General features: G+C 54.7%; 24 protein-coding genes and 1 pseudogene. 3 read left to right on the top strand and 22 right to left on the bottom strand.

The annotated features are described in order from the left end of the window. Positions 1–883 precede the first annotated feature (883 nt). From PSm6_RS22490 to PSm6_RS22565, 16 genes and pseudogenes are all read right to left on the bottom strand, one after another. Positions 884–1027 (bottom strand): annotated as a pseudogene (locus PSm6_RS22490) (RHS repeat-associated core domain-containing protein); the annotation flags it as partial. Between the two features lie 272 nt (positions 1028–1299). Beyond that, positions 1300–1701, bottom strand: coding sequence for a type II toxin-antitoxin system MqsA family antitoxin (locus tag PSm6_RS22495; protein WP_165666555.1), 402 nt, complete (start codon positions 1699–1701; stop codon positions 1300–1302). 2 nt (positions 1702–1703) lie between these two features. Beyond that, positions 1704–2000, bottom strand: coding sequence for a type II toxin-antitoxin system MqsR family toxin (locus tag PSm6_RS22500; protein WP_265170557.1), 297 nt, complete (start codon positions 1998–2000; stop codon positions 1704–1706). 73 nt (positions 2001–2073) lie between these two features. Beyond that, the gene (locus tag PSm6_RS22505; protein WP_265168291.1) at positions 2074–3027 is read right to left on the bottom strand and encodes a tyrosine-type recombinase/integrase; all 954 of its coding nucleotides are present in this window, start codon (positions 3025–3027) and stop codon (positions 2074–2076) included. Continuing rightward, complete coding sequence (locus PSm6_RS22510; RefSeq protein WP_265168292.1) at positions 3017–3871, bottom strand: hypothetical protein; 855 nt, start codon at positions 3869–3871, stop codon at positions 3017–3019. Before PSm6_RS22510 ends, PSm6_RS22505 begins: the two co-directional genes overlap by 11 nt. 2 nt (positions 3872–3873) lie before the next feature. Further along, positions 3874–4623 carry an IS21-like element helper ATPase IstB gene (gene istB, locus PSm6_RS22515; RefSeq protein WP_265168293.1) on the bottom strand — a complete coding sequence of 250 codons (750 nt, stop codon included), beginning with the start codon at positions 4621–4623 and terminating at the stop codon, positions 3874–3876. Continuing rightward, positions 4616–6160 carry an IS21 family transposase gene (istA, locus tag PSm6_RS22520; RefSeq protein WP_265168294.1) on the bottom strand — a complete coding sequence of 515 codons (1545 nt, stop codon included), beginning with the start codon at positions 6158–6160 and terminating at the stop codon, positions 4616–4618. The genes istB and istA overlap by 8 nt, the downstream gene beginning before the upstream one ends. A 267-nt stretch (positions 6161–6427) precedes the next feature. Next, positions 6428–6730, bottom strand: a complete 303-nt coding sequence (locus PSm6_RS22525; protein ID WP_265168295.1) for a hypothetical protein — start codon at positions 6728–6730, stop codon at positions 6428–6430. A gap of 1311 nt (positions 6731–8041) precedes the next feature. Continuing rightward, positions 8042–8671, bottom strand: a complete 630-nt coding sequence (locus tag PSm6_RS22530) for a hypothetical protein (RefSeq protein ID WP_265168296.1) — start codon at positions 8669–8671, stop codon at positions 8042–8044. Between the two features lie 228 nt (positions 8672–8899). Continuing rightward, a complete protein-coding gene (locus PSm6_RS22535; RefSeq protein ID WP_265168297.1) occupies positions 8900–9088 on the bottom strand; it encodes a hypothetical protein in 189 nt (62 codons plus the stop codon). An 84-nt stretch (positions 9089–9172) separates the two neighbouring features. After that, complete coding sequence (locus tag PSm6_RS22540) at positions 9173–10231, bottom strand: hypothetical protein (RefSeq protein ID WP_265168298.1); 1059 nt, start codon at positions 10229–10231, stop codon at positions 9173–9175. Between the two features lie 36 nt (positions 10232–10267). Continuing rightward, a complete protein-coding gene (locus tag PSm6_RS22545; RefSeq protein ID WP_265168299.1) occupies positions 10268–10966 on the bottom strand; it encodes a hypothetical protein in 699 nt (232 codons plus the stop codon). Positions 10967–11052: 86 nt separating this feature from the next. Continuing rightward, a complete protein-coding gene (nucC, locus tag PSm6_RS22550; protein WP_265168300.1) occupies positions 11053–11778 on the bottom strand; it encodes a CBASS effector endonuclease NucC in 726 nt (241 codons plus the stop codon). 82 nt (positions 11779–11860) lie between these two features. Then, positions 11861–12793: an AAA family ATPase gene (locus tag PSm6_RS22555; RefSeq protein WP_265168301.1), complete on the bottom strand. Its 933-nt coding sequence runs from the start codon at positions 12791–12793 to the stop codon at positions 11861–11863. Continuing rightward, positions 12793–13308 carry an HORMA-1 domain-containing protein gene (locus tag PSm6_RS22560; RefSeq protein ID WP_265168302.1) on the bottom strand — a complete coding sequence of 172 codons (516 nt, stop codon included), beginning with the start codon at positions 13306–13308 and terminating at the stop codon, positions 12793–12795. Before PSm6_RS22560 ends, PSm6_RS22555 begins: the two co-directional genes overlap by 1 nt. A 7-nt stretch (positions 13309–13315) precedes the next feature. Further along, positions 13316–14281, bottom strand: a complete 966-nt coding sequence (locus PSm6_RS22565) for a CBASS oligonucleotide cyclase (protein WP_265168303.1) — start codon at positions 14279–14281, stop codon at positions 13316–13318. 187 nt (positions 14282–14468) lie between these two features. Between PSm6_RS22565 and PSm6_RS22570 the strand changes: the two genes are divergently transcribed. Then, on the top strand, positions 14469–14792 hold the full coding sequence (locus tag PSm6_RS22570; protein WP_160347873.1) for a helix-turn-helix domain-containing protein: 324 nt from the start codon (positions 14469–14471) through the stop codon (positions 14790–14792). Between the two features lie 2 nt (positions 14793–14794). Then, positions 14795–15685: an ImmA/IrrE family metallo-endopeptidase gene (locus PSm6_RS22575; protein ID WP_265168304.1), complete on the top strand. Its 891-nt coding sequence runs from the start codon at positions 14795–14797 to the stop codon at positions 15683–15685. Positions 15686–16005: 320 nt separating this feature from the next. Here the strand turns inward: PSm6_RS22575 and PSm6_RS22580 are convergent, their stop codons facing one another. The 4 genes from PSm6_RS22580 to PSm6_RS22595 are packed head-to-tail and all read right to left on the bottom strand — an operon-like array spanning position 16006 to position 22363. After that, a complete protein-coding gene (locus PSm6_RS22580) occupies positions 16006–16962 on the bottom strand; it encodes a DUF3322 domain-containing protein (RefSeq protein WP_265168305.1) in 957 nt (318 codons plus the stop codon). Further along, the gene (locus PSm6_RS22585; RefSeq protein WP_265168306.1) at positions 16952–20368 is read right to left on the bottom strand and encodes an SbcC/MukB-like Walker B domain-containing protein; all 3417 of its coding nucleotides are present in this window, start codon (positions 20366–20368) and stop codon (positions 16952–16954) included. Before PSm6_RS22585 ends, PSm6_RS22580 begins: the two co-directional genes overlap by 11 nt. Continuing rightward, positions 20355–20960: a DUF4194 domain-containing protein gene (locus PSm6_RS22590; RefSeq protein WP_265168307.1), complete on the bottom strand. Its 606-nt coding sequence runs from the start codon at positions 20958–20960 to the stop codon at positions 20355–20357. Before PSm6_RS22590 ends, PSm6_RS22585 begins: the two co-directional genes overlap by 14 nt. Further along, complete coding sequence (locus tag PSm6_RS22595) at positions 20957–22363, bottom strand: Wadjet anti-phage system protein JetA family protein (RefSeq protein WP_265168308.1); 1407 nt, start codon at positions 22361–22363, stop codon at positions 20957–20959. The genes PSm6_RS22590 and PSm6_RS22595 overlap by 4 nt, the downstream gene beginning before the upstream one ends. A gap of 100 nt (positions 22364–22463) precedes the next feature. Between PSm6_RS22595 and PSm6_RS30590 the strand changes: the two genes are divergently transcribed. Then, the gene (locus PSm6_RS30590; protein WP_503827116.1) at positions 22464–23321 is read left to right on the top strand and encodes a WYL domain-containing protein; all 858 of its coding nucleotides are present in this window, start codon (positions 22464–22466) and stop codon (positions 23319–23321) included. 449 nt (positions 23322–23770) lie between these two features. Here PSm6_RS30590 and PSm6_RS22600 read toward each other — a convergent pair whose 3' ends face one another. Next, positions 23771–24322, bottom strand: coding sequence for a hypothetical protein (locus tag PSm6_RS22600; protein ID WP_265168309.1), 552 nt, complete (start codon positions 24320–24322; stop codon positions 23771–23773). A gap of 12 nt (positions 24323–24334) precedes the next feature. Further along, positions 24335–26974, bottom strand: coding sequence for an RHS repeat-associated core domain-containing protein (locus PSm6_RS22605; RefSeq protein ID WP_265168310.1), 2640 nt, complete (start codon positions 26972–26974; stop codon positions 24335–24337). Between the last annotated feature and the right edge of the window lies 1 nt (position 26975).

Genomic DNA, 26975 nt, shown 5'->3' on the forward strand with positions numbered 1-26975 from the left:
GGGAGGAGGGGGCGGAAGGGCAAGAGGGGATAGTCAGTATCTATATCAAACGGGTTTCCGCGTGGTCATTCCTTCTCATGAGATTCTTCAATGCATCCTGTCTCTTGAACTTGAGCTGCATTAATCAGGATCTATTGATTACCTCCTGATCCGAATCACGCATGAAATGGCGAAAATAAATAGCACCCCAAAAAGCATCAGAGCTGTTTTGAGTGATTGGTTGCTTGCGATGTATGCAAGTGCTCCGGAGAAGCCTATTGCAGTTATCCAGTCGTAGGATTTTATGCTGGTCAAACCTAGGATTAAATTTCGATTTGGGGAGAAAAATTTCGCCGCTAAAAGCGAGAAAAATATCACCAATGCAATGAATTCTGCATCTTTCTCGTTTGTAATTTTCCACAGCAATAAGCACAGCGCGGAGATTCCTGCTGATATGAATATGTATAGTATTTTATTCATTTTAAAGGCTCTATTTCCATCCTACTGATACATCGACTGTGGAGGAGGTTCCGCTTCCTACATAAGCTCCCATGCCAGTGGTTGGTAGTCTGGCGCCTGCACCACCTACAGAGACTCCACCTTTCCCGTAGTTAACTCCAAGCCCGCCGCCATTTCGGAAGGCGGCCTGGCCACCAATGTAGCTGGAGTTGGAGCCTGAAATATTTGCTCCTTTAGCTATGTTGTCGCCGTAGCCTCCTCCATATTGCGCGCCGTAGCCGACATATGCTCCAAATACATTGTCGAGCGGGGTAACTTGAAGGCTGGCTTTCACTCCAGACATGCTAATTGAAAGGCAAACACTAGCATCGACGCCGTAGCTCTTTCCCTGCCCCCAGCCTGCTGCCACGGTTAGGCCATATCCAATGGGGGAAAGTGAGAGTTCTGCTAAACCCAACGGGTCGTAATATTTCAAAGGGTTTCCACGGACATAACCAAAAGTGTTCACCCCACCATCCAACCCAATCGGATCACTTTCCACATACCGCCCCGTCTCCGGATCGTAATCCCTGAAGTAGTTGTAAACTAATTCTCTTTAACACCCAGGTCACGTGGCTCCTGCTTTCCCGCTAACAGGATCGATGCAACTGACCGCCGGTACAGCCTCAAGGTTGACTGCACACCCCGTCACCATTAGCCTTAGCAGCAAGAATAACCCCCACGCCTCGGGCGGGACTCGTCCCGTACTGCGCACCAGGGGGTTAGTTTTTTCTGCCCCCCCAGCGCGCCACTCCTTGGTCGCGCAGCTTGAATTCATCCCTACCCAATCGAGTTTCACGCCAAAGAGCCTGCCGGCCGAAGCTAGGCCGTCCTGACTTCGTTTAGCAGTTCAGGGTGGCGATCAAGCACCTTGAGCAGTTTCACCAGGGCCAGCGGCGGCTTGGTCTTACCGTTCTCGTAGCGCGAGAACGCGTTGACGCCGCCGCCGAAAATCTCGGCCGCTTCACGCTGGTCGAGGGCGAGCTTCTTGCGGACGTTGGCGATGAAGCTCGGGTCAACGATCGAAGCATTCACCTGCTTGTTAAACCCCAGCATCGCCGTGCTGACGCGGGCCGACTCACCTGCATCCAGAACTGCCTCGCCACAGGCCGGGCAGAAGTCGCCGGTTACTGCTGGAATGGTGGTCGACTCGTTCTTGTAGGTGTATGGCAGGTCGCGGGTGTCGTGCACCAGTTCCGCCGCTGCGCAGGATGGACATTTCATGTTCATAGCTCCTTGAAGGACACGATGAGCACGTCATCAATGACCGTGAGTTTCAGGTAGACCTCTCCGGCTTCCGTGTTTGTCCGGTACACGTCTTGCCAGACCGTGTGGTCGGCGTGCGTGGTCATGCTTTTGTAGAAGTCTGCCGGGGCCAGCGCCATGACAACGCCGACGATTCCCTCGAAGTCGAACCCCAACGCCGCTCCTCCAGTCAGGGCGGACATGGTGGAGCGCACTTTTCCTGCTTCGACCAAGGCTTTGACGTCCGCTAGCTTGCAGTGCGGAGTTCTTTTTTCCATATCGCTCACGCTAACCTATTAGGTTATATTTGGCAACTTGGTTAATGGCTCTGTCGCATGGGATGTTCTGCCCTCAGCGATCGGGGGCCCGAGCTGCAGGGTGCGTTCTGCTGTAAACGCCTTGCAGGTCCGTGATGGTCACGCGGGTGTAGATCTGGGTGCTCTCGATGCACAGGTGACCGAGCATTTCCTGCACATACCGAATGTCCGCTCCATTGCGCAGCATGTGTGTCGCAGTGGCGTGGCGAAGAGCGTGGCAGGAGCCGCTCTTTCCGATTCCGGAGCGGCGAATGCACCTGCCTACAAGATCCGTCAGTTTGCTGTTCTGGATGCGCTTACCTGTTTCACCGAGAAAGAGCGCTTCACCGCTGGCTACTGTCGCCAGCCTGCCACGGAGTTCGGTGAGATACCGCTCAACCGAATCAAGGGCTCGTTGCGCAATGGGCACTCGCCGATCCTGCCTGCCTTTACCTTTGCGAACAGTGACGATCTGGTGCTTGAAATCCACGTCCCGGATATCTAACCCAGCCAACTCGGCCCGGCGTATACCGGTCGCATAGTAGACCTCAACAATGGCTCGGTCCCTCAACTCCATCCGACCGTTGATCATCGTCTGATGCAGGATGGGCTCGATCTCCTCTTCATCGGGGATCTGCTTGGGTATTTGCTGCGGTACCCTGGGCAAGGGAAACCTGGCGTATGGCTCCGAGTGCACGATGCCATAGGCGTGTAGGCGCTTGAGAAGGCCGGTCACCGCCATCAATCGCATACGTTGGGTCGAGAGCTCTAAAGGCTTCTGATCGCGGCGCTTGCGGTAGCGATACAGGTATTTGCGGTAGCGCTCCAGTACGTCCAGATCGATCTTCGAGACCTCACAAATACCCTGCGCTTGGCACCACAGAACGAACATCTTCAGCAACGCTGTCTTGGTGTTGGCCGTCGCATCGCTTTGCCCGAGCGCTAAGCAGTCATCGATATAGAAGGACACACACTCTGACAGATCCGTCGGGTAAGTCTCAGTGTTCATGGTCACCTCCCGCGCGTTTGGGTAGCGCCAAGGCATCCTCTAGCAGGCGCGATAACTCCTTTGCCGGGTCATCCACCGACGAAGCAAAACCGTTGCTGTCCAAGCCGAGAGGAAACAACACCAGACGCACCTCGATGCTGTTATCAGCTAGCAGTTGGGCGATTCGGCGACTTGCATCCAGCTCGGAGCGTGAGGCGCCAAAGGCGATGTAAACCAACCTGACCAAACTGCTCTGCAGGATGCTCAGGTGCTCATCGCCAAATCCGGCGAACCCGAGGATGGCTGCCACGTTGTGATGTCCGTGGCACCACCAGGTCAGTGCTTCGAGCGGGCTCTTGCAGAGAATCAACTCTGGAAACTCAAACAGCGCTGCCTGGTTGAAGAAGCAGCGGTGCTCCAGGTGCCAATGCACGTGATAGGCCGAGTTCGCCGTCAGCTTTGGTGTAATCCGACGCCCATAACCACCGAGAATCTGTCCTCGCTGATCGAGCACCGGGAACAGTACTGCGCCACGGAGCAGTTCGTGCCCCGACGTTCTTAGCAACCCGACACGCTGCAATGCACCTCTGACAGTCTCCTCCTGTAGGTGGCCCAGTTTGCGCAGCTGAAGACCCAGAGAGCGGTCTGCAAATCCCAGACGAAAGTGGGCCAAGAGATCGGGTTGATAGATGCCCCTGCGCTGCAGAAAGGCCTGGGCCTTTAAGTGATGGCGCAGGGTCTCCGAGTAGTAGTCGAGCACCTGGCTGACCACTAGGCTGTCGGCCACGCCGTCGTTGTAAGCGCAGCGAATGATGGGGTGGTGGATCAGCACATCCTGCTGCTGAATCTGATGGGGTTCGTACATGGCTAGTCCTCCCCACCTTCGAGACCGTGCTTCTTGCGCATGGAGTCGCCACGCATCTCGATCTTGTGTGCCCGGTGCACGATGCGATCCAGAATGGCATCCGCCAGCGTGGGCTCGTTGATGTACTCGTACCACTTGGCTACGGGCAGCTGAGAGGCGATCAGAATGGCACCTGCCCCGGTACGATCATCGACAAACTCCAGCAGATCCTGGCGGCCGATATCGGTGAGCGGAGACATGCCCCAATCGTCGAGAATCAGCAGCTGACATTTCGCGAGCCTGCTGCGAAAGCCAGACAGAGATCCATCCGCCCGGGCAATTTCGGTCTCCTCAAGCAGGCGGCTAACCCGGTGATAGGCGACGGAGCAGCCGCGGCGGATGGCCTGCATGCCGAAGGCGCAAGCCAACCAGGTTTTGCCGACGCCGGTAGGCCCGGTGATGAGCAAGTGCTGATGACGTTCGATCCATTGGCATTGCCCAAGCGACAGCAGCTGTGACTTGTCCAGGCCGCGCCGTGGCCTGTAGTCGATATCCTCCAGGCAGGCGTTGCGCATCTTCAGCTTCGCCTGCGCCATCAGGCGTCGCTGACGACGATTGTCACGGTCGTGGCATTCAGCCTCGACCAGCAGAGCAACGCGCTCACTGAATGGCAGGCTCTGTATGCCGGGGCTTTCCAGCTGTGCAGTCATGGCGCTGGCCATACCAAATAGCTTCAGCGCCTGGAGTTGTTCGATGGTCTGCTGCTCATTCATGGCGGCTCTCCCCGGCGTAGTAGTCGGAGCCGCGCACATTGGCGTGGGGTGGGATCAGGGCGGCTGCGGGATGCGCGGGCCGGTGCAACTCATCCAAGCGGTGTTGCAGGATGGACCGCAAGCTTTTGATCGTCGGAGATTGGATGGCCAAGGCCCTCGCGCAAGCCGCCTCCACTCTGGCATTGCCGTAGTTCTTGGCCAGTCGCTGCAGCTGCTGGCAGGCCTTGCTGCCGGCGATGGAGAATTCAGCCTTACCGTTAAATTGCGCCTGCACCACCTCTGCGGTAGCCGTACCAAGACCATAAGCCCATTCGAGGTAGTGGTGCGCGGTTCGTGAGGCATAGGCTTGGTGAGCTTCTGGGCGATGATTGGGGTTAGTTGTCGCTTCCCCTGGCGTGTCATCACGTGGGTGAATGGCTACTCGCTTGCTCAGGTGGAACAGGGCGACAGTCGAAGGGCTGACGCGGGATTCCACTCGCTCTCCCACCAAGCGCCAGGGCACCGAGTACGCATGGTTGCGCACATAGACGTGGTAGTCCGGACCGACCTTCTGAGCAGCCATCCACTCGCCATATTCGTAGGGGGTTGGCGGCAGGGCTCTCAGCGCAGGTTTATCCAGCTCCTGGAACCGCTCGAAGCGATTGCCGGGCAGACGCTTGAAGGAGCGTCGATTCAATTTCTCCAGCAGCTCAGCCAAGGCAGCATTGATCTCTTCAAGGCTGAAGAACTGCCGACGGCGGAGAGGCATGGTCACCCACTGCGTGGCCAGTTTTACGCCGAGCTCGGCTTTGGATTTGTCCTGTGGTCGTCGTACCCGGGCTGGCACCACCACGAAGCCGTAGTGCTCTGAGAGTTCCTGGTAGGTCTTGTTGATCACCGGCTCGCTGCCTGGTGTGATCACCGCAGATTTGAGATTGTCCGGAATGACCGTCTTCGGGACACCACCGAAGAACTGGAACATGCGGTTGTGTGCCTCAATCCAGTCCTGTGACTTCTGGCTGGCACAGGCATGCGCAAAAAGGTAATTGGAACATCCTTGTGCCGCGACGAAGATCTGGGCATCACGCTGCTTGCCTTGGGTGGCGTCGAACCACGGAATGGTCTGGCCAGCAAAATCCACAAAGACGCAGTCGCCTGCGTAATGGATCTGCCGCATGGTGATGTCGATCTTGCTCAGGAACTCGCGGTAGTAGTAGGTGAACTGTGAGTAGGAGTAGGCAGCGGACTTGAGCTGATCGCGGTATTCATCCCAGAGCTGGATCAAGGTCTGGTGCTTGGCCTGCATCAGCTTATGGATGGCCACCCAGTCCGGCATGACCTTGCCATTCTCCTGCTGCCGAACTCCGCGAAGGCAGGTTTTCAGCTGTCGATCATCCATGTCCTGAACGGCTGCCCAGTCCCATTCATTGGCCTGTGCGACAGACACAATCCTTTTGACGGTGTTGACGGAAATGCTCGCCAGCCTGGCAATCTGTCGCTGGCTCATTGCTGAGCAGCAGTGGAGATGCAACGCCTTACGGTAGGTTTGAACTTGCATAGCTGTACCCTCCGCGAGCCGGCTCCAGCCATCTTTAGGGCGAGCAGGGCCGGCATCGCTAGACGCAATCGAAAAAGAGGTACAGAGAGGCCCCGAAGCCAACGCCTGTGCATTGGCTCTCGTCTTGACAGGTTGGGCTTCGGGGATAAGACTTAAGGCAGTCGGGTGCTAAACGACTATCTTGAAATGGCCTCTGGGATTGCCCTCCCGGGGGCTTTTTCTTATCCGTGCCTCACTGAGTTGGTTACGCGCGTGGTAGCTAGCTCATCAGGGATCACCTCCTTTCTCACGATTGGGTGAAACGCCGAGCGCGGCACTGAAGCGCTGCTCGGCCAGGTAGCGTGCAACGTCCTTCACTAAAGCGAATTTCCCGCGGCGGTATTCCAGGTCAAATAGAGGGATCACTACGGTGTTGCGTACAAGCGATTGCCGGAAAGCCTCTTTGGTCGGATAGCCCAGCGCCCGCTGCAGCTCCTCTCCGGTCATCACTGGTCCGTATCGTCCCAGCAAGTCGCTTTCAAGGCTTTTGGCGAGCTCGTCAATCAGCAAGGCCTTCTCTGTGTCGTCCATCGCTGTATATCCAGATTGCACATGGCGTGACTTATCGAAGTCTATTCCACGCCTTGAACGGCTGCATTTCACCGCCAAACAGAGAAAATCTCAGATTTTTTGAATACTGAAACTAAATTATTCACTAGCGGCCGCAAGGCATAAGGGTGGCCATTTGCTGGAGGAATGTTTCGCACCACAGCGCGAAACATTGTAGGCAATGTGAATGATTTAGATCGTTTTAAAATATACTCGCCCCAGGTGATAGCGATTCGTAGCAGGTACTACGTAAGCGTTCTTCTTAAGCGGCTGCGGGTGAAGAGAGTTGCTCACATCCCTAGAGCGCTTGCAGGGTTTGCGGGGCTTTCAAGCGATGAGCCGTACAGAAAGTACCGAAACGACTTTTTCCGATATTGGAAAGGAGGAAATATAAAAAACGGAGAGCTTGTGAGTGCTATCGATGAATTGTTGCCAGGCACGGCCCGTACCCTTCATCACCCAGTATGGGTCCTATTATCAGGAGGCATTTTCACCAAGAAGGAATTGGTTAGACTTGGGCAAGAAATAGAGATAGGCCTTCAGCAGCATATCCTGCAGTACGACGAAAGTACTGGCAATATATGGCTGCAGGATCACTCGAGAAATTGGCGATTGCTTAGAGACGAGTCGCCATTTTTAAAGTTGATTAGCAGGCATGGCTTGGATGAGTTGGCTACTTTGCTTATTTTGATGCGAGCGCATGAAAGGCTTAATGAGTTTAATATGTCATATTTTTTTATGTGCGAGATGTATAAGTGCCTTTCAGGGATAAAGCGAAATAAGGAATTTGAGCCGATTTTTACTGAGCTGTACGATATCATTCTTAATCTATATTGCTCCTCCTAGTATGCCGATGCAGGGACTCTTCGACTTGTCCAGTGATTGCGGCTTGATCCCGACCTTGTATTATCCCTGTTTAGTCACTCTTATCGAGTGGCAGGCCGTAGCTTTTTCGCACGTTCTCGATTACTTGCTCTATCGAGAGTTCACCTGCCAAGAAGCGCTCCATTTGCACCATGACAATTGGACTCTGCGGGGCTCCCTCCAGCGCTGTTGTCGCCCTGGCATAGCGGGTTGCAGCTAGCCGACGCTCTCGCTCAGCGCTGGAAATCATAACTGCCTCCATTCAAATAAAAAGACATGCTGTAGCCTATAACCACTGGCACTGGTTCGGCGAAACTTAAAGATCTAACCGGTGGTCACCTTGCGGCCTGAACTTGATCTTGGCTTACGACGGAGATCATTAATGCATCGCTGCAAAGGCTGTCACTCCTTGAGTGTATTGGGGAGCGACTAGGGTTTGCTCGGCGGCGCATGCCCGAATGATTGGGCCTTTGTTCTTTGTGCAGTCGACAGCGCCGGCCAAATCACGTGTACTTGGCTCAGAGGCATTTTCGCAAGATCCTGTTGGTACTTAGCCTTTTGGAGGTTGATCTTGAAGAACGATGGGCTGTGATCAACTTTATTAGTCTGTAGTCGCCATAGCACGACGAATGCGAATTTTGGCGTGAGGTACTTGTTCTTTCGGTAGTAATCGAGAGCGCTGAGTAGAATTTTGTTGTCTTCCTTCTTTGCGAGCTCTTCTAAAGCCTTAATGCACGAGCGCAGCCGCATCTGCTGCATCAGCCGGTCAAGTTTTTTCTTCGTGTCAGCAGATGAGAGACGACGCCCGTCTTCAAACACGGACAGGTTGAATTTCAGGATGCACTGAGAGCCAACCCAAAGGGTCTTGTGGGTGAGGGCGTTTCGGATCTCGAAGTGGTAGCGCAGCTGTTCCTGGTCACAAAGTCTGCATGTTTCGATTGGCTCTTCATGGTCGTGGGTGCGCTCAGTAAAAGACCACTCCTCAAACGCCTCGGGCAGCGTCGAGCCCACCGACAGCGGCAAAATGTTGTCTCTAACGCGCTGGGGGTAGCTTTGCATCCCTCACCTCCTGGCTCAAACCATCCTGAACAGAGTGCATGTCTTTGGCGTCACCAACCGCCCCCTGATTGTCTGGGGACGCATCGTGAGTCCGCCGTCTCCGCCTCGTAGCCATCATGCTCACGAGATAGCTGAGTCAGGTCAGAAGAAGCGGCGCTTGTCACGGTGGTAGAACTTGAAGGCCAGCGCCCAGAATGACGCCAGAGCAACAAGAGCAGCCTTATCATATTACTTTATCAGCTTTGGGATCACTGCTTGTTCCAATCCCGCAAGTGGCCCCGAGAAATGGAGCTTAGAAACATAAAACTCCCCGAAAAGACTAATCCCCACGGAAAAAGCAACCCCTAGGAAGATTGCCACCTGGGTTCGCCTGGACAGAGCAAGCACATACAAAATCTCGGCAATGTAGTCCTTCATATCGCTCTTCCACGTTCAATTTCGTGATGACTTTCTGTCGATTGGTACGATTTCAGCCGGCGGTAGTTAGGTATGGCCGCCTGTCTATTCATAAGGCAGCTCACCGAACAGGCCAATCATGAGATCACCATCTAGGACCTCAAACGGCAGCGTGACGTACTGATTGGGATGCCGTGGCAAAGCCTTGCCATCGTGCGGTGCGTTCTTAGTATGCCCCTGCACGTGATCACCGTTTTCCTTGATGTAGGGAAGAACCACAATTCGTCCATGATTTTTCGACAGGATTGTTCCTTCTTGCCAAAGGGTAATCCCCTCTGCACTACTGGATTCGCCGCCGGTATTCTTGATGACCCATCGGGGCACACCATACTCCTCGTACCAGAAGACGAAACCACCACATACGACCACGCGCTGACCACGAGCTCTAGCATCAGCAAGCAGTTGCATGACGCTGGCTTGTTGGAGCAGCTGATTTGCTCTCGGAAGCAGAGACGCGCGAATCTGAGCCTTCGTTCGCCCCCAGTGATCAGATCCTGAAAATCCAAAACCTCGAGCAATTCGTTCGCGGAAGCAGCATTGCAAAAGCTTAGTGTCGAGGCTGCTTAAGTATTCCCATTCCAAGTCGCCTTTACGCCGAAGACAGACGTTGTACTTAGGAAGGGCAATCAGCTGCAGGTAAGGGGCCTGGCTGAGCTCTTGGGATAAAGGAGCTCTTAGTGCTTCCATGCCGCGTGGAAGCTTAAGATCACTAGCAGAAGGGCGTGGTAGAGAGGCATTTCTGCGAAGGGCCTCTTGCTCCATCAATTCTTCTTCATCGCGAAGCCGTCGCCCTGAGGTGAGAGCCTTTTCAATCTTCAAGATGGTCGAGGTCTGGAGATCGACAGAATCAACTGTCTGACGCACCCGCTCGTGAATATGCGCGTTGAACTCGTCTGCAGCAGCTATCGCCTCCGCATAGGTCTTGAATACCTGGCCTTTTGCATGACCTTGGCCGTTATCAATAAAATGGTGCTTCCAAGCCAAGAGAGCATCAGGAAATAGCTTCAAGGCGCGTAGTTGCCAGTTCCAGCCTTTCCCGAACTGGCGAAACGGGAGAAGTGCTATAGTAGGCACTGAGTGATATGGCATTTGATCGAGTCGCATGGAAACTCTCTGAATAGCACCACTCAGGTTCAAAGCTCAGTTCGGCACAAGAGCACAGGGATATGTGTGTAAGTCCACTGGCGCATGCGCAATCAGCGCGAGGTCGCTATTTTTGTTGAGTGCCTCAGCAAAACTTCGACCTACTGCCATGGGGTAATAACGATGACCTTCTAGAATTTCGCTTGGATTTCCCCAGACTATACCACCGTTGTACTCAGAATATTTGTTTGGCGATATTATGGCTAGTGAGCTCAACAAGCTAAGCTCAATAATTTCACCCGTATCAACAGTAAGCCATGCATGCAAATTTATGCCGCTGCGCCCTTCGTCATAAATGTGCTTAAATGTTAGTCCCGACTTGCTCCAATCCTTCAGATTCTGCCAAGAGGGGTTGAATACCGGTTCATCCCTCATCCACAGCTGACCAATGGTCACCTGTACAGGGCGTTTAAGCTCCACTTCAATGAATGGGGCTAGGTAATGGCACCATTTTAAGCACTGAAATGCTGATTTGGACGGATCCTTCACCCCGGCGGCGCGAAAAGCCTTTTCAATCTTGCCTCCTTCATCTTCACCTAATTTACCACCAGTCCAGGAAAGATTTTTTGCCGCTACTCCACAAGCATGCGTAAAAGCGACTGCCTGATCAAAGTTTTTACGATAATCCTTAAAGTCAGCCCCTGATGTAGGGTTGTTTTGGGTTTTGTATAGCAGTCGTCTCAATGACTTTAGCATTACCAGTCCTTTTCAAAAATTCTAAACGCGCTCGTGGTTATTCTAGCTAGGTTTGCTTTCTTGGCCTGCGACTCACGAGCGTATAGCTACTTGGTCAACCACTTGCCATATGCATCAATATCGATCATAGGCACTGTGCCACTGAACTGAAGCTGCGCAATCAGTTTGAATAAGAATGCCGTCGCCGGCTTATTCTCCTGTTCAAACTTGAATGTGTTGTCGCTGCTGTCGTAGAAAAAGTGTCCATGCGAAGCCACGCAACCGAGATCCAGTCGGCCAGCAGACATGTCCACCTTGAGGGCCTTGTCGAACGATGGGCCAAGCGCCGGACTCCAGTCGCTCTCAAATGTGAGCAAACCTCCCAATACTGGAATCAGCGGCTTGGCCGGATACGTGCCGCCGGCATGCGGAATTGGAAGGCTGGTGCGGTGAAGCTTGCGAACGCTAGCGACTTTACGCTGGGCGTAGGCTACAAGCTCTGCTGTGGCTGTTTGCTTCGCTTCGAAAACGGCATAAACGCTTTCTGCCGGAACGATGATCTGCTCATCAAACTTGAAGATGAACGGTGAGTACTGTCGATCAAAAACTACGACATCAATCTGCTCACTGAAGTTGCCCAGACTGTCCACTACGAAAGCTTGTGCCGCTTGGTAGCGCTTCGGTAGGTAGGTGTCGAGCATATCGATCCAGACTCCTTCACTGGCATCCCCTTTTGCCCCAGGGTGCTGGAACGCTTTGCGTGCTGTGCCCAAACGCAGCTGGATATCATCGTGCAAGGACGCAAGCAGAGTTGAAAGTGACCACGCTGACATACAGCCTCCGTCAAATAAGTGCTGGCAACCGACATAAGGGTTTGACGAGCAGGAGTAAATGACTTCTGCTCAGCCAGGGCGATTAGCGATCTTGAAAGGCTGGAGTTGGTGACATTGCTTGGGCAGTCAGCAATGCCGTCCTTGCAGCGACAGCCGCGTGGGGGTATGCCGCAAGGATGATCGATGGGATAAGCCGTTGGTTGATATCGGAGAAGGTAAATCCTGGCGCGTTAGCCTCACGTGGGCCGGTCAGCTTAACTAACTCCTCAATCACCTGAGCGCTCAAGCCCAGCCCCTCCAACTTGGAGCTCAACAAATACCGCCTCTGCGCATCGTCCGGACGGCCAAACGTCAAAACCTCTGCCGCACGTCGTTGGACGGCAGGGTCCAAAGCCTTCAAGCGGTTCGTGCACATTAAAACTGCCGCCGGCAATTTCTGATTGGCAATACGATCAATGCCGCGAATGAAGGCATTAACCCCTGCACGATCCTCATGATGCATCTGTGCGTTTTCTCGGGACTGGGCCAATGCGTCGGCCTCGTCGATCAACAACAGCACAGCACCACGCGCCTTACCGCTTGTGTTCTTAAGCTTCTCCGCAGCCTCAATGGTGTAGTCGAATGCCGCCGACACCAGTTGGGTCATCTCTCCCACACGCCCCTGGCCACGAGTAGCAAGGCTCAATGGGTAGAGGGTGATATCGATTCCCTCCTGCCGAGCAACAGCGTCTCCGATCGTTTCTGCTAGCTCAGTTTTCCCCGAGCCGACATCTCCCGCTAGCACTGCCAAAGGCGGCCGACGCAATACGGTATCTATTGCCGCGCGTGCTTGCGGATGGTGTTTCTCTGCCCACTCCTGCAGGCCAAAGGGATTGACCAGCAAGCCCAATACCTTGGCTAGTCGCTCCTTCTGCTCGTCCAAACCAACTAGGCGCGACAAACGCTCCTGAGGCTCAAAGTCTGGGAAACACACACGTCGTTCGAACAGCTCATCCAGTGACGGTTTGACGTTCATCAGAAGCTCCTTACGCTTGCACGACTGAGGGCGCGACCACCCGCCGAGTAGGTCTTGTCGCTTTCGAGATATCCGCTGATTCCCGGTGCTGATGCACCGCCGCGCTCGAACGGCAAATCTTTAAGAGAGCTCTCTTTGTCAGCCGACGAGGCGTTTTGGTATTTCGCGCTGTAGGTCAGATAGCTGTAGAAAGACGCGCCGGATACGTCCCGCCCCTGGCGAACGCGTCCTGGGTCATCATCAGTGCCGACACCGAGGAGATCTCCGGCGGTGTACCGCAAGGAAGGTTCGATCCAGTTGTCACCGCGTTTGAAGCCGTAAGTCACCTCTCCTAGGTAACCAGCCTTAAGCAGCACAACTAACTCTGCCTCGTACTCTTCGATCCAGATATCGCTGGGATAGCCATAGAAGCGCTGCATGCGCCGCAGGTCAGTCGCTACCTTGGCAGCCATATGGCGGGCGTGCGTAACGGTGAAAGTCTGTGTCTCAGCAACGGTAAAGCTGTAGGAAGACATGGCGTGCTCACCCCTGGAAAGAAGAACCGAAGACTTTCTGCCAATAGCCCACCGTCAACTGCTTGTTAGGCGCGTAGAGCGCCGCGTCGATGGCGTCGCCGGCATCCATCGCCGCATCAAGGATCGCGTCGACATTGCTCTGGGTGTACAAACGCGCCACGTTGTTAGCGGGGTTGACTGGATCGATGATCTGCACCAAGTCGGTCAGAGGACCGACTTTAGAGACTGCGTAGTTGTCCTCAAAAACGATGCGCTCGCGCAATTCGCTGGTCACTAGGTAGGTGAAGAACGCCTGTAAGGCTTCCGGATAGTTGGAGAAGTCCACGCCGTTGTCGCACAGCTTGGCCATGATCAACTCGATCATGAAGGACTTGAACCGGAAGTCCTGACGCTCCTGCTTCATCAGGCGTGCCCAGTATTTGGCTAGACGAACAACCTGAGCGAAATGCGTCGGAGCTGCACGCTTGCGCGCCTTGGCGAACTCAAGATGCAGCGGAATGCTCGTTTCCAGGAAGGAGCCATCTTCCTGGCTGACCAGGTTGCCCCGCCATTGCGGCAAACCGGAGTACAAAACCGGTACGACATCGACATCCAGGCCAGAGCCTCGGAACGACACGGTCACCGAGTAGGTCTGTGGTTTGACTTGATCAGCGCTGAAGTTCGGGAACGCTTTACGCAGTCGCTCCGCCAGATAATCAAGCAGGTCGCGGATGTCATGAGGGGCATCGGAACCGCTGATATAGACCGCAACGTCAATGTCATTCAATGAGCGCAGAGCCGTACCTTTAGCCAAGCTGCCCGACAACATCATGCGTTTCAGCGAAAAGTCGGGATGGTCCGACAGATACCCCTCCAGCTTGTCTTGCAAGCGCCCAGCCTGCTCCCGGTACTCCTTCGCCTTCTCCTTGGGCAGGTTCACCTTTTCTTCGGCGAACCGCGCTATATCCTTGTGATCGACGTGCTCTTTCGACATCTCATCCCCCTTTGGAGATATGTACGCTGCTGAAGGCCGGGCGATGAGCTCAAGGGGCATGTCGTCAAGCCAGACAAAAAGTTCGGAATAGCGAACTTTGTGACAGGCTGCTCGTGTCTTTCGTCATTGTCAAACGATTTGTTCGGAGTCGTGGTATATTTTCAGCACCTATGGAGGAGATACGACGATGGCTACCCGTCTCGGCGAGAAGCTCCGCGACCTGCGCAAGCAGCGCGGGCTGACCCTGGAAAAGCTCGCGGATATGGCTGGGTTGAGCAAGAGCTACTTATGGGAGTTGGAGAACCGAGAATCCCAACGCCCATCGGCAGAGAAACTCACCGCTTTGGCGGATGTCCTCGGAGTAGGAACAGCCTATTTTTTCGAGGATGACCTACGAGAGCCAGAGGAGAAGCATCTCGATGAAGCCTTCTTCCGCGGATACAAGAATCTTGAGCCGGATGCTAAGGCGCAGCTGAGGAGGATTCTGGATACATTCAAAAAGGACTTTTGATAATGCCTGAGCTCGAGGTATGGACGCCGCAGAAAGCCGCTATCCGCTTGACCAAGATTTGTGATCGAGTCAGCGAGGTGCATGGAGTTGCGCGCTTCCCCGTTGATGTCAGCGAGCTTGCGCTAGGCACGGCGGAGGTTTTCAAATGGTCGGATCCGATTGCTAAGGTGGAATCCGTTGACATTAAAGGCTTCGACGGAGCGCTATTTGCCAATGAGGCACGCAATCGCTGGATGCTGCTTTACAACAACGGATTGGCATCTCCAGGTCGGACTCGTTTTACCCAGGCTCACGAGCTAGGGCATTACATTCTCCATCGTCTTAAGCGTGACGAGTTCAGGTGTAGCAGTGATGACATGCTGTCCTGGGAGGAGAAAAATATTGAGGCCGAAGCTGATCTGTTTGCCTCCTTTCTGTTGATGCCACTCAACGACTTTCGTAACCAGCTCACAACGGATGTCGACATTGAACTGTTGCGCCACTGCGCTGTGCGTTATGGCGTATCACTAACCGCCGCTGCGTTAAAATGGATCAAGTGTACCGAGGAAAGTGCAGTGCTCATTCTGTCCCGCGATGGTTTCATGAAGTGGGCGTTTTCTAGTGCGGCAGCACGTCGAAATGGGGCGTTCTTTCGCACGCGCAAGGAGGTCGTGAAAATTCCTACGGGCTCGCTAGCTGCATGCTCGACGGTTATGCAGGAGCGCAAAGGGATTGAGCTCCCGGCATCGCTCTGGTTCCCCCATGCAGATCGAAGTGCTTGCGTGCGCGAAATGAAAATTCAGTCAGAGCAGTACGAATATGTAATCACCCTGCTTTGCCTTCCCCGCACTGCTTCAGTATGGCCGCCCTTTGCAGAACGAAAAGATGGAAGTGGCCACTGGCGACATGAGTGATGAGCCAAGCACGCTTAGCGGGCAATAGTCATCAAACGGAGTCCTTCTTTGTGATGCTTTGGGGTTTAAGTGGCTTGGGATTTATCTAGAAAGGACTTAGTACATCCTGACCTGCTCAGAGGGAAGTGAGAGTGGCTGCCCTTCCTGTTCCAAAAGTATCGGTCTTAGCTCAGCGGCCAAATCCTGCCATCCAGCCTTTATTGCGCTTCTCACCATAGAGCCAAGCTGCTCTTTGCTAGCCATCTGGCCACTGTCCTCCCAGGCATTCGATTCCATTGACCACGGCTTGATTGAGAGGCCTAGTTGTGCGGCGAACTGCGCTATTCGCGCGGCAATCCTGAAACCGCCTTCATCATGATCTCCCCAGTGGTACACACAACTAGAGCTGGGAAACTGCGAAAGAATCCGTACGTAGGCCTTTCCCCAGCTTGGTGAGGGCATCCCCCAGTGTAAATAACCACTCCTTTTAAATCGGTTCCGAGTGCTCGTGCTGCTTGATGGAATGTTGTCAGATTTTCAATCGTTAAAAGCCATTCTGACTCGCCTTGATAGCCAGCAATCGCCGAGTTCGCCACCCCTAGGAACGGGCGGACAATGGGACATTCAGTCCCATCAATCAGCCGCAGCTTTCCGGTACCGGAAAGCAGGAACGGCTGAGGCTCTTTAGATATCCCTATAGAGCCGAAGACCTCACTCCAGTGCCGTGCCGAGGAATTGGATGCTTCGGCGGTCAAAATATCGATGTGTTTGCAAAGGGCTTCGAGACGTTTTGAGTTTCTGAACAACTGGACGCTGAGTTGGCGCAGGACCTGGTCTTCCTTAGCACTGGAAACCGCATCGAGCACTTGAAGTGCATCTACGAAGTCAGCTGCCGAATCGGGACCAAGTGATCTCACCTGTTTCAGGCTCCCCCAGTTGCTGAGCAACTCCATCACCCGTGGCAAATGCTTCCACGGTGCTAGCAAGTCAGTTGCCTTGGCTACAGAAGTGCCGGCAGTTGGGACTCCCAGATACTGCGCAAGCTTATCGAGATCTCGGAGAACTATTGCCTCCAAAGGGCGATCATTTCCTCCTTGTTTAGCCCATTCGAGATCAATGGCTCCAGTTGCCCTGGCTGCCTGCATTTGAGCGTGCATCTGATCGCGTTCATCCAGACTTTGCTTCCAATAAGCGGACTCGTGCGACTTGAACGATTCTCGGATTGTACGGGTACTGCCGCTCAAGCGAGCCCGCTCTGCTCGAGCCAGCAGTCGAGCAAGGGCTGAATTACCCAGCATTTCTCTGCTCCTTGGTTAAGCGCGCCACCTCTTGAGTCAAAATATCTGGGTTGAGCAGGTAATTGTCGCTTTGAAGTAGCTCCTGCGCTCGATTAAGCACAACGTTCTTCTTCATCTGGATGGTGCGAGTACCGTACCGCGCCATGTCGTAGTAAATGCTTAAGAAGGACGAAAGCTTGCCCTGGTCTGACTCTGGGCCAGCCATGATGAGCTGCAGGCCAAGGCTATTGAGAAACTGAACCGTAGCTTTGATGTTCTGGGGGTCCATCTTTTCGAATGCTTCATCCAGCAGCATGATTCCGCCGCCACCGCTACTTCCCTTGGATCGACCATAAGCAGCGGCAAGAGCTGCGCCAAAAATGAGATAAACAGGGGTGCGATGCTCGCCGCCGGATGCTGAGCCAAAGCGATTGCTAAGCATGCCAACAGACTTGTCGCCTTGGAAAATCTCGACGTCGTAGGTGAAGAAACGACGGTGATCGTTAAGTGGGCTTGTCTCTTCTAGCAATGCAGAGCTGTCACCCTCTACCAGCAAGCGGAACTCTTCCGGGATCTCGCCTGGACCGCCAAAGAGATCGTCATCTGCGCCGTGCGTACGAACGCGGCGAAGGAAGTCATGAAGATTTCGGTGCTCATCGACGACCTTGTACTTGAACTCGTATCGTTCATCGTTCGTGAAAGGCGGCGCGGAGCCGAGCACCGCGGTCAATCCGGTGATTTGCTCTTCAATTTGATCGAATCCGGTTAGCAACGATTGAGCTACGTCTGATCGAAACACCTTCACGGCCGCGAGGTAGGCCTCTTCGGCTCGGTGCTCTTGTTCAACCAACTCAAAGTCTTGAATGCGCTTACGCTCGGCCAGAATAAATTCATACGCGCGCAGCCAATCCTGACTTTGGACGTCGTTGTTCTTGAGGTTGTAGTCGCTGATGAAATTGGCGAATAGCTTCCAGGCCTCGCGATCTGAATTGGACGCCGTAGCGCGTGATCGCTGGATCGAGTTATCGAGATGCGTGAGCTTGTCGTTCCACTTGTCTCCGTGTTTTTCATCCAGCCGGGTGCGATGGCGCTCTACTTCACTCGCACTGTAGAAAGGATCAAGGCGGCTCTCGCGCTCTTGTACCAACTCGATTTCAAGCTGGTCTTTTAGCGCGATGAGTTGCTTGCCAAGGTTCTGCTTCTTCTCGCTTAGGCGAGTAGTCTCAGTGGTCCAGTGCAATTCTTGCTTATGGGCTGCAACAGCATTCTCATCTGCTTGTTTTTTCAGCGCGTTAAGCTCATCCAGGGCGCCGGTTAGCGTCCTTTCCAGAGCTGCGTGGAGGTCTGCCACTGAGCGAGCGGTTTGAGTTACCGAGACAAACTGGCCCTCGATGTCCGTTCGAAGGGCTTCCGGGTCTGAAAATGGCGCCAGCTTTTGCAGACCTGAAACAAGGTTTTTGGCGATCTCAGATGCAGCTCCGAACTGAGCTATGGCCGATTGGAGTTCAATCTCAGCTCGCTGGCGTGTCGCACCACTGTCTTTCCGCCCAAGGCGTAGTTCGCTGGTCCCTGGAAGACGTCGGCGCTCTATTCCTCCTCCCGAGCTGACCATGCCTTCCTTGGAAATCGCTTTGACTCCAGTGCGAAGCTGGTCGTCAGTTTCTGCTAGCACAGTACGGCCAAGCTCGCCCTGCAGATACCGGACAGCATCAAGGTTTTGGCCCTGAATCAGTTGCGCTGCGTATTGATCATCGCCTTTGGCTTTCCATTCACGGATCCGGCTGGGAAGTGCCAGCTTCGCCCCATAAATGTTGCTGCCGGCTTTGCCTCGATAGACCCTAATTGCATCGAGCTCTTGGTTCTCTGGGACGAGTAGCGCTTCGGCATGCCGGCCTAGCCAACCTTCAATAGCAGGTTGCCAACTGGCGTCAGAGATCGTAACCAGGTCGCAAATGGGCACTGCACTGATGCCGGCATCGGAAAGCACGCCCATTAAGCGGGTGGTCGATTCATTCAATGAGGACAAGCCTTTTCCCGCTCGTTCTTGAGCAAGACGCGCACTACGCAGCCTCTCTTTCGCCAGAGCTTCTTCGCTTTCTGCCTGAGCGGTCTCGCGCCGCATGACTCCATAGGCCCGCCCCATCGCTTGCGCTGCAGCCTGGATGGCTACTGCAGGAGGAATCTCTTGGGCGAGGCGCATTTGTTCTAACGAGAGAGCATGGTTTGCCGCACTTTCGAGATGCTCTTGATGGGCATTCATGCCTGGTAAACCGCTGGCAGAGCAGAGCGCGGTCATTATCGATTTGAGATCAGACTCGAGCTGCTTCTGCTTCACTCGCAGCTCATCACTTATCCGTCTCAGTGTTTCAGCGCGGTCTGCTTGCTCCTGGTAAGCGGGGTCGCTGTGAAGATTCGCGATCGCGCGATCTCTGGCATCAGTTGCCAACGTCATGTTCGCCGCGGCTCTGGACAGTTCTATCCCTGCAGTGGCCAACTGCTCATCCAGTTTTTCAGCTTCGGCTTCGCCGGCGTCAACAGTCTCACCTAGACGCTCGGTCGCATACGTGTGCTTGAGAACCATGAGGTTCGCTTCAGATATCCGTTCGCGTTTAACTATTGCGTACTCTTCAGCGACTTCAGTTGCTCGATCAATGCGAACTTTCAGGCGTGCGATGAGATCGCGTAGATCCCGAACATCGTCCAACCTTGCTCTGAATTGCTTCACCCCTGTAGGCATCGGCTCTATCAGATGCTGACGCAGAGTCGCATCCAGGTTAACGATTCGCTCGTTCAGTTTGAGTGAGCGAGAGAAGGCTGCGCGAAGGGACTGGGGATTTGGTTTGTCTCCGGGACCGGCCAGGTGGTCGATCAGAAGACGCCGTAGGAAATCACTTGGGTTCTGGGCTGAAAAAACAGGGTTCGTAGATTCACGCCGGCACAGCTCAGCCGCGGTGTGCTGGAAGGCGCGCCATGGGAGCACCGTTTCGTGAGCACCTTCAGTCTGAAGGTACTGCTTAGCGGTCATAGCTACGCCGGGAAGAATGAAATATCCATTCACTTCAGCTTTGGGCTCATCCAAGTAGGCCCTTATGGACACACCAGCAGTGAAAGGAACCCCGGTCTCGCTATCGCGGAAAACAAGCCCTACGTATGTATTCGCGGATGTCCTGGCGTAAGTGTTTCCTCCAGGGATGTAGGAACCCAGACAGTAATCACGCAGGGTTCGGGAATTGTGCTTCCCCTCGCTAGAGGCGTTGAAGTGGGTTCTGTTGCCATCGGCAGCCAGCATGACGACCTGGATTGCATCAAGTAGTGCAGATTTCCCAGTCCCGTTAGGGCCGAGAAATGCCGTATTTGGGCCTGTTTCGATATCGTTCGCTTCGTAAAGAAAGAACTGGACTAGGTTGATAGTTTCAAGCGGTTTCATGATCAATCACCTCTTCCAACTCCGGGGCATGGGCCGCTAGTTGATGCAGCGCTGTCTCTCCAAGCAGCTCCACAATTCCTGGGCGAATCACGATCTTGAAAGGTTGCCCATCCTCAGCCTCTGGCACCTTGAGCAAGCCGTATCGCTTGAGCGCATTGACGAGCTCTCGCAACGCACTTCGTTCCGGGAGGTCGCGACTGAGCCATTCTTTATAGGCCCGTTCCAGCTCTTCTAAAGAAATGACCGCCTCCCCATCACTGATCTCAGCAAGCTGCATGCGATCGTCGTAGAGGCGACGAAGTACGAGCGCAAGTCGCGTCTCTTCCATGAGCATTTTTTCCGCGACGTTGTGGTTAGGGATAGCAACCACGTAGGAGTGATGAGGGTTGTGCTGGATCTCCATACCAAAATTTGAAAATGCCTCCCGGTAAGCCGGGAAGTATCTGACGACCAGATGGTATGAGCCGCGGCTAAAGCGGTCGCTCGCGTACAAGACCTGCTGCACCATGAGCCGGTATCCCGCTTTCTCGAAGTCAGCGCTGACATACATTCCCTCTGTCTGCTCTGCCAGCTTTTCCCAATTCACTGTCATGGCTTCCTCGCATAGATCACGAATTGTTGATGCTCCAGGTAGTCGTTTTTGGTTTCTGCATCAGGCACAAACACGACATGCATCCCCGGAACCATCTGAAGATGAGGGTCGTTTTTTCTTTTTGCTGGCGGGCAGCTATCACGCGACGCGATTAGGAGCAGACGCTGGTAGCAGCACAGATCGCTGATCGACTCGATTTTGAGGTCATCGGAAATGACTTCTGTTTCCTGCCCTAGGTGGGCAGCGACATAGTTGGCTAGCTTGGTTGGCGTGACGTTTCGCTCGGCATTCATTCGCTGGCGAAGGGCTTCCATCGCAAGCTCTTCGATCGTCGGCACATAGGGTTCGACAGGCGTTGGCTCATGTGGTCGCTGTGCAGCTCGCGGCCTGGCCAGGCCAAATTCAGAAGCATGGAAAAAGCCTGAAACCTCTGGAAGTGCAAGATGGTTCTCTTCCATTGCTCCTACAGCGCTAAGAGCCCGGCTTATCAGCTTGTCGAAATTGCCGGGCGATCTGAGTTTGTACTCGAAATAGGCCATAGCCCGTTGGTGGGCATCACGAATCTCTTCGTCCAGGCGCTGAAGATGCTTTTCCACATCTCGCAGTCGAAGAAGTAAGGCGGTGTCTCGCTCATAAAGTGCTTCTGCTCGTATGAGGTCGTTGCCACCATCTAGATACCAATTGATGAGCGCCGCGCGCTTGCCTGCATCGTGCTGAAACTGCAGGACCAAGCCGATGATTTGTGAGCGAAACTGTAGAGGGTGGTTGTTTGTTCGGAAGTCGCTGTAGTCAGCGATGAAGAGCTTCTCGATGTACTCCTCAAAATACCCCCGGACAAATTCACTTGCGGTGGTTTTGGTGACCAGCACATCCATAAGGTCCTGGATGCGGCAACTGGTATTGGCGATGTGAGCCATACACCGTTTCGCTTGCGTGGCCGCCTCGTGATAGAGCTCTATGGCGTTTTCGGTATCGACAGCGCGCAGTGAGACGAAGATCGAGCGAACCTTGCCGGCTAGAAACTCGGGTTTGCTATGTGAAAACTCAGCGAGAACAGTGAAGAAGCGTGCGATGACAGGTTTTAAGGTCACTTGCTCAACTACGCCGCACCGGCGCTGGCTTAACCAGCCTGCCGTGAGGAGCACCTGATAAATGCCATGAGCACGAATGTTGATTGGGCTTTCCAGCTCACCCCATGGATCATCAGCGACTAGGAATGTTTCGATAGTCCGAATGACGGTCGCTTTGGGGGCTTCCTCCCCAGGAGATCGGGCCCCTTCACCCCACATTTCTGCGATGAGTCTGCACAGAACGTCCCAGTAGCGGTGATTGTTTTCAGCCGCCAGAGGTCGGAACAAGTCCTTTGGCAATCGCTCGAACAGAGGTGGTGTTATAGCTTCCATTCCCAACACTCGGCGTGAATTTGACAACAAGACCGTAGCATAGATCTATTGATGCATCTATGCTATCATCATTCAGGCATTTTCTTCCTTGGTTACAGCTATGCCTCGACGCAATTCTGCTCCGAAAGAAAGATATGAAGCGATCGAGATACTGCTTCTCTGGGAGGGACGAGTCTCAAGGTCTCGTTTACTTGATCTATTTGATATCCACGAGACCTTGGCCAGCCGGGACATTGCGGGATTCCGTGAGCAATATCCGATGGTCTGTGAGCCAGAGATGTCGACTAAGAGCTACGTAAGCTCGCGGAATCTGGAGCCCACGCTAACGCTTGGGGTTTTCTCCGAGTACCAACGTTTAGTGGGTGCGCTTGGAAGCCTAAACTTGGCCTCGACAGGTGTGCCCATCGAAAGCACACAGCTCGATGCCACCGCGATTCGACACACACTTTTTTCTCAAATACATCGAGCCATGCGGCTTGGCCTTTGTGTTCGGATCGTTTACCGCTCAATGAGCACCCCAGAACCACATGAGCGCGTAATTCGCCCCCACTCATTTATTCAGGCCGGACCACGCTGGCACCTTCGAGCGTATTGCGCAAAAGCTGCAGCTTTCCGGGATATGAATCTTGGGCGGATCTCCGCTGTTATCCCAGAAATCGGTATTAGCCTCCCAGGGGAAGATGAAGACTTGGAGTGGCAGCAGAAAGTGTCGGTACGTTTAATCCCCCATGAAGGTCTATCAGCTGAGCAGGCTCGAATGGTGAGGGAGGAATACATGGGGGGGACGGCTGCGGTTGTGTTTAGCGTACGAGTACCGCTAGTCCAATACGTTATCCAGTCCTTTAGAGCCGCAGTTGATCCAGTTCGCGAGAAGGCTCCGGAGCATCTGTTGATGGTGCAGCATCCTGAAACGCTGCCTCAGAGCTCACGCTGGCTACTTCGGGAGCGTAATGCCTGAGTGGTGCGCTCCACGAACCGAACGCAGCTTTGTAGGTTAAGTCCATGGAAGGGAATGTAGCTGGCGTCATTGGAGCCGAATTAGACTCATCGGCCGACGGTGCCTCTCATCACATCAATATTTAAATTGAAAGGAGATTGCGCTCAACAACTCTTCCGTATTTACAGCAGGGTGTTCAGATTTTTTCGGCCCAAGGTATCAACCTTAGCCAGCGGACCGTATTAAATCTTCCGGCTCCCACACTTGTAGGCGCTGCATCAACTTGAACGCCGCGCTGGAACAACCTGACATCCTGAACCGAAAAGGTCTGAACAGGCTGCTGGGGAAATTGATATGACTGGCGATAGACGTACCACCAGCCGGCAATGGCTGTCTCAACACGTTCGGACATAGGCCATAAGAAAAAACACCGGCACTAGGCCAGTGTTTTTTGAATGTCATATTCGGGGCTATTGAATATGGCTTGATTTTTTATTAAGGAACTCACGCAGCTGTTCTTCCTTGGTGCAGAAATCTATGCTCGATATCTCTCCTTGGGGGACTACCGAAGCACCATCGTTGTCGCCGAACTCATCTACGGCCTGGATAGTAATGGTGTCATTCTCGATTGAAGAAACATACCCGCTAATGGAGTCCTCAGAGCCCTGAACCCATATAGTGATAACGCATTTACGCTGCAGAGCTAACGCTAGAGTTTCGTGAATAATCCCCTCGCCTAGCGCAGGGAGTGCAACAGGGTGGATAACTTCTCCCTGGTGGTTCGCCAGTGTCTCGATTTTCTGCTCGTATTTCCCTGAGGTCTCAACTTTTGTTATTTCCTCTAGAGATCGGATCTCGAAACCAATGGACTCTCCCGAGCCAGTTATTGACTCTAGGCATATGTGAGTGCCGTCAATGCTGACCACATATCCAACGGAATAGCTGCTCCAGTCATCTGATGTGTAAATTGAAACAATGCGCTTATCCTGCATTGCTTTTTCCAACGACGTCCTAATAGTCATTTCAAATGCTCCTTAGCGCTGATATGGGCGATTTGCATCACCTTTTTCTCCGCCTCTATCTTTTTGATTACGAGCCCGCCCTTTTTCATGCTTGCCCTTGGTGCTATTCCTAGCGCCCTTCGTATGTTCTTTATTCCCTTTTTCCTTAAAGTAGCCAACACACCTTTCTACGATATCTCTCATAGCTTCGCATGAGGGGTGGGTTGGACTTAGCGTGCAGAGAAGCCCCATTGCACCAGCAGCAGCGGCTCCTGCCATCGCACCTTCGGCAACAATGGCACTTTCTCCTGTGGGATCGATATAGGAAAGCGGATTGCCCTCTACATATCCGTAGGTGTTTATTCCACCTTCAAGCCCAATCGGATCACTCTCAACGTAGCGCCCAGTCTCCGGGTCGTAATCCCTGAAGTAGTTGTAGTAGAGCGCACTGTGCGCATCGGCGACTTGGCCGGGGAAGCGCAGGATCACATCGATATTGCCGCCATAGGTGTTGGGCTGCCCCACACCGAATGCATCGCTTTGCCAGCTCCACACCAGGTTGCCGCCTTGGTTGGTGGCCAGACGGGGGGTGTTGAGGTGGTCGCTGTGCAGGTAGGTGAGGGTGGTGCTGGCGATAGTGGTGCCGGCGGCGTCGTAGGTCAGGTCGATCTGGGCGATGGGCAGGCTGTCGAGCCAGACGTAGTAGCTGGCTTTGCTCTTCTTGCCGTTGCTGGTGTAGCGCACCTGGCCGAGCACCTGGCCATCCGGGCCGTAGAGGTAGGTGTAGGGCGTGTGGGCGGTGCCTTGCTGCACGTCCTTGAGCACGCGCTGGCCGAGGGCGTTGTAGGCGTATCGGGCGATGGGCGTACCGGCCTCGTCGGTGACGGCATTGAGGCGGCTCTGGTCGTCGTAGGTGTAGCGGCGGCTCTGGCTGTAGCGGGTGTAGTTGCCGGCGGCATCGGCTTCGACGGCGTAGCTGGTGCTGCGTTGGCTGAGGCGGTTGCTGTCGGTGGCGTAGTGCAGGGTCTGCTTGGCAGTCTGCGCTTCGGTGCCGTTGGTGGTGGCGTAGGTGGTGCGCGAACTGCGGTTGCCGGTGGCGTCGTAGGCGTAGGCCTTGCGGCTGGCGGCGGCCTTTTCCTCGGTCAGGCGATCGAGGGCGTCGTACTGGTAGTCGAGGCTGCCGAACAGGCTGTGGGCATGGGCGGTGATGTTGCCGTTGGCATCGTGGCTGTAGCTGCTCTGCCAGTTGCCGACCTGCTGGGCGGTGAGCTGGTAGTCCTGGTCGTAGGTGCGGCTGAGGACGATGCCATTGTTCCAGGTGAGGCTCTTGAGCGGTCCGAAGGGGGCGTAGCCGATGTTGCTGGCGAGGCTGGTGGGCGTAGCGCTGCCCACCGCAAAGCCGACCTGGCTGACCTGGCCGGCGGCGTTGCGGCTGTAATGGATGCTGAAGCCGGCCGGGTAGTCGATGCGGATGAGGTTGTTGGCGGCGTCGTAGGCGTAGCCGAGGGTGTCGTACTGATCCGCCCCCAGCACCGCAACGGAGCGCAGCTGCTCGATGAGGTTGCCGCGCTCGTCGTACTTGTAGCCGAGCACGCCGCTGGCGTCCTGCACCGCCGTGAGGCGGCCGATGCCCTTGTTGCCGTTGGCGGTCATGTCGTAGTGGTACTGGACGTTGAGCGCAGGAGTGGCGGGGTACTGGCGGCCGGTGAGGCGGTCGAGGGCGTCGTAGCTGTAGGTGGTGACGATGCCGCGGGCGTCGGTTTTGCGGATGACGTTGCCGGCGGCATCGTGCTCGTATGTGGTGGTGCCGGTGTCGGGGCTGATGAGTTTGGTGAGGTTGCCGAGGCCATCGTATTCGTAGCGGGTGGTGACGCCGCGTGGGTCGACGACCTGTGTGAGGTTGTCCTGGGCGTCGTAACCGAGGCGGGTGACCTTGCTCAGCGGGTCGGTGCTGGAGACCAGGCGATCGAGGGCGTCATAGGCCTGGGTGTGGCTGAACTGGCGCGGGTTGGTGTCGGTGGTGGGGTTGTCGTTGAGGTCGTACTGCTGGCTATGGGGCTGGCCACCGGCGCCGACCGAGCGCAGCAGGCGGCCGAGCTCGTCGTACACCCACTGTTGCTGCTGGGTGAGGTTGTTGGAGGCATCCTTGATGCGCTGGGCGGTGCGGTTGCCCATGGCGTCGAGGTCGAACTCGATCTGCTCGCCGAGGTTGTTGGTGATTTTGGTCAGGCGCCGGGCATCGTCCCAAGTGTAGGCGAGCCAGCTGCCGTCGCCACGGGTGACTTTGGTGATCTGGCCGATGGCATCGTGCTCGAAGGCTGTGGTGCCGCCGCCGACGCTGATCGAGGTGAGCCAGCCCTGCTGGGTGTAGGTGAGTGTGGTGATGGTGCCGTTGGGGTCGATTACTTCTCCAGGATTTCCATAGATATCGAAGTTTGAAAGCTGTGTTACATGGCCGAGCGCGTTTATAACGGTTATCGGGTGATCTCCCCCGTCGTACTCGTAGTGGGTTATGTCTGGGACATCGGTGCGCGGACCATCGGCGGTGTCGATCTGGCCGCTGGCGGTGTAGGTGTAGCTCCAATTGCGCGGGGCGGCCTGGAGACTGGCGGCTGCGAGGGTGCCGGCCAGGGCGAGCGTAAGGACGCTCAAGCGGTGGTGCAGGGGTTTCATG

The organism is Pseudomonas solani, from assembly GCF_026072635.1.
Classification (GTDB): Bacteria; Pseudomonadota; Gammaproteobacteria; order Pseudomonadales; family Pseudomonadaceae; genus Metapseudomonas; species Metapseudomonas solani.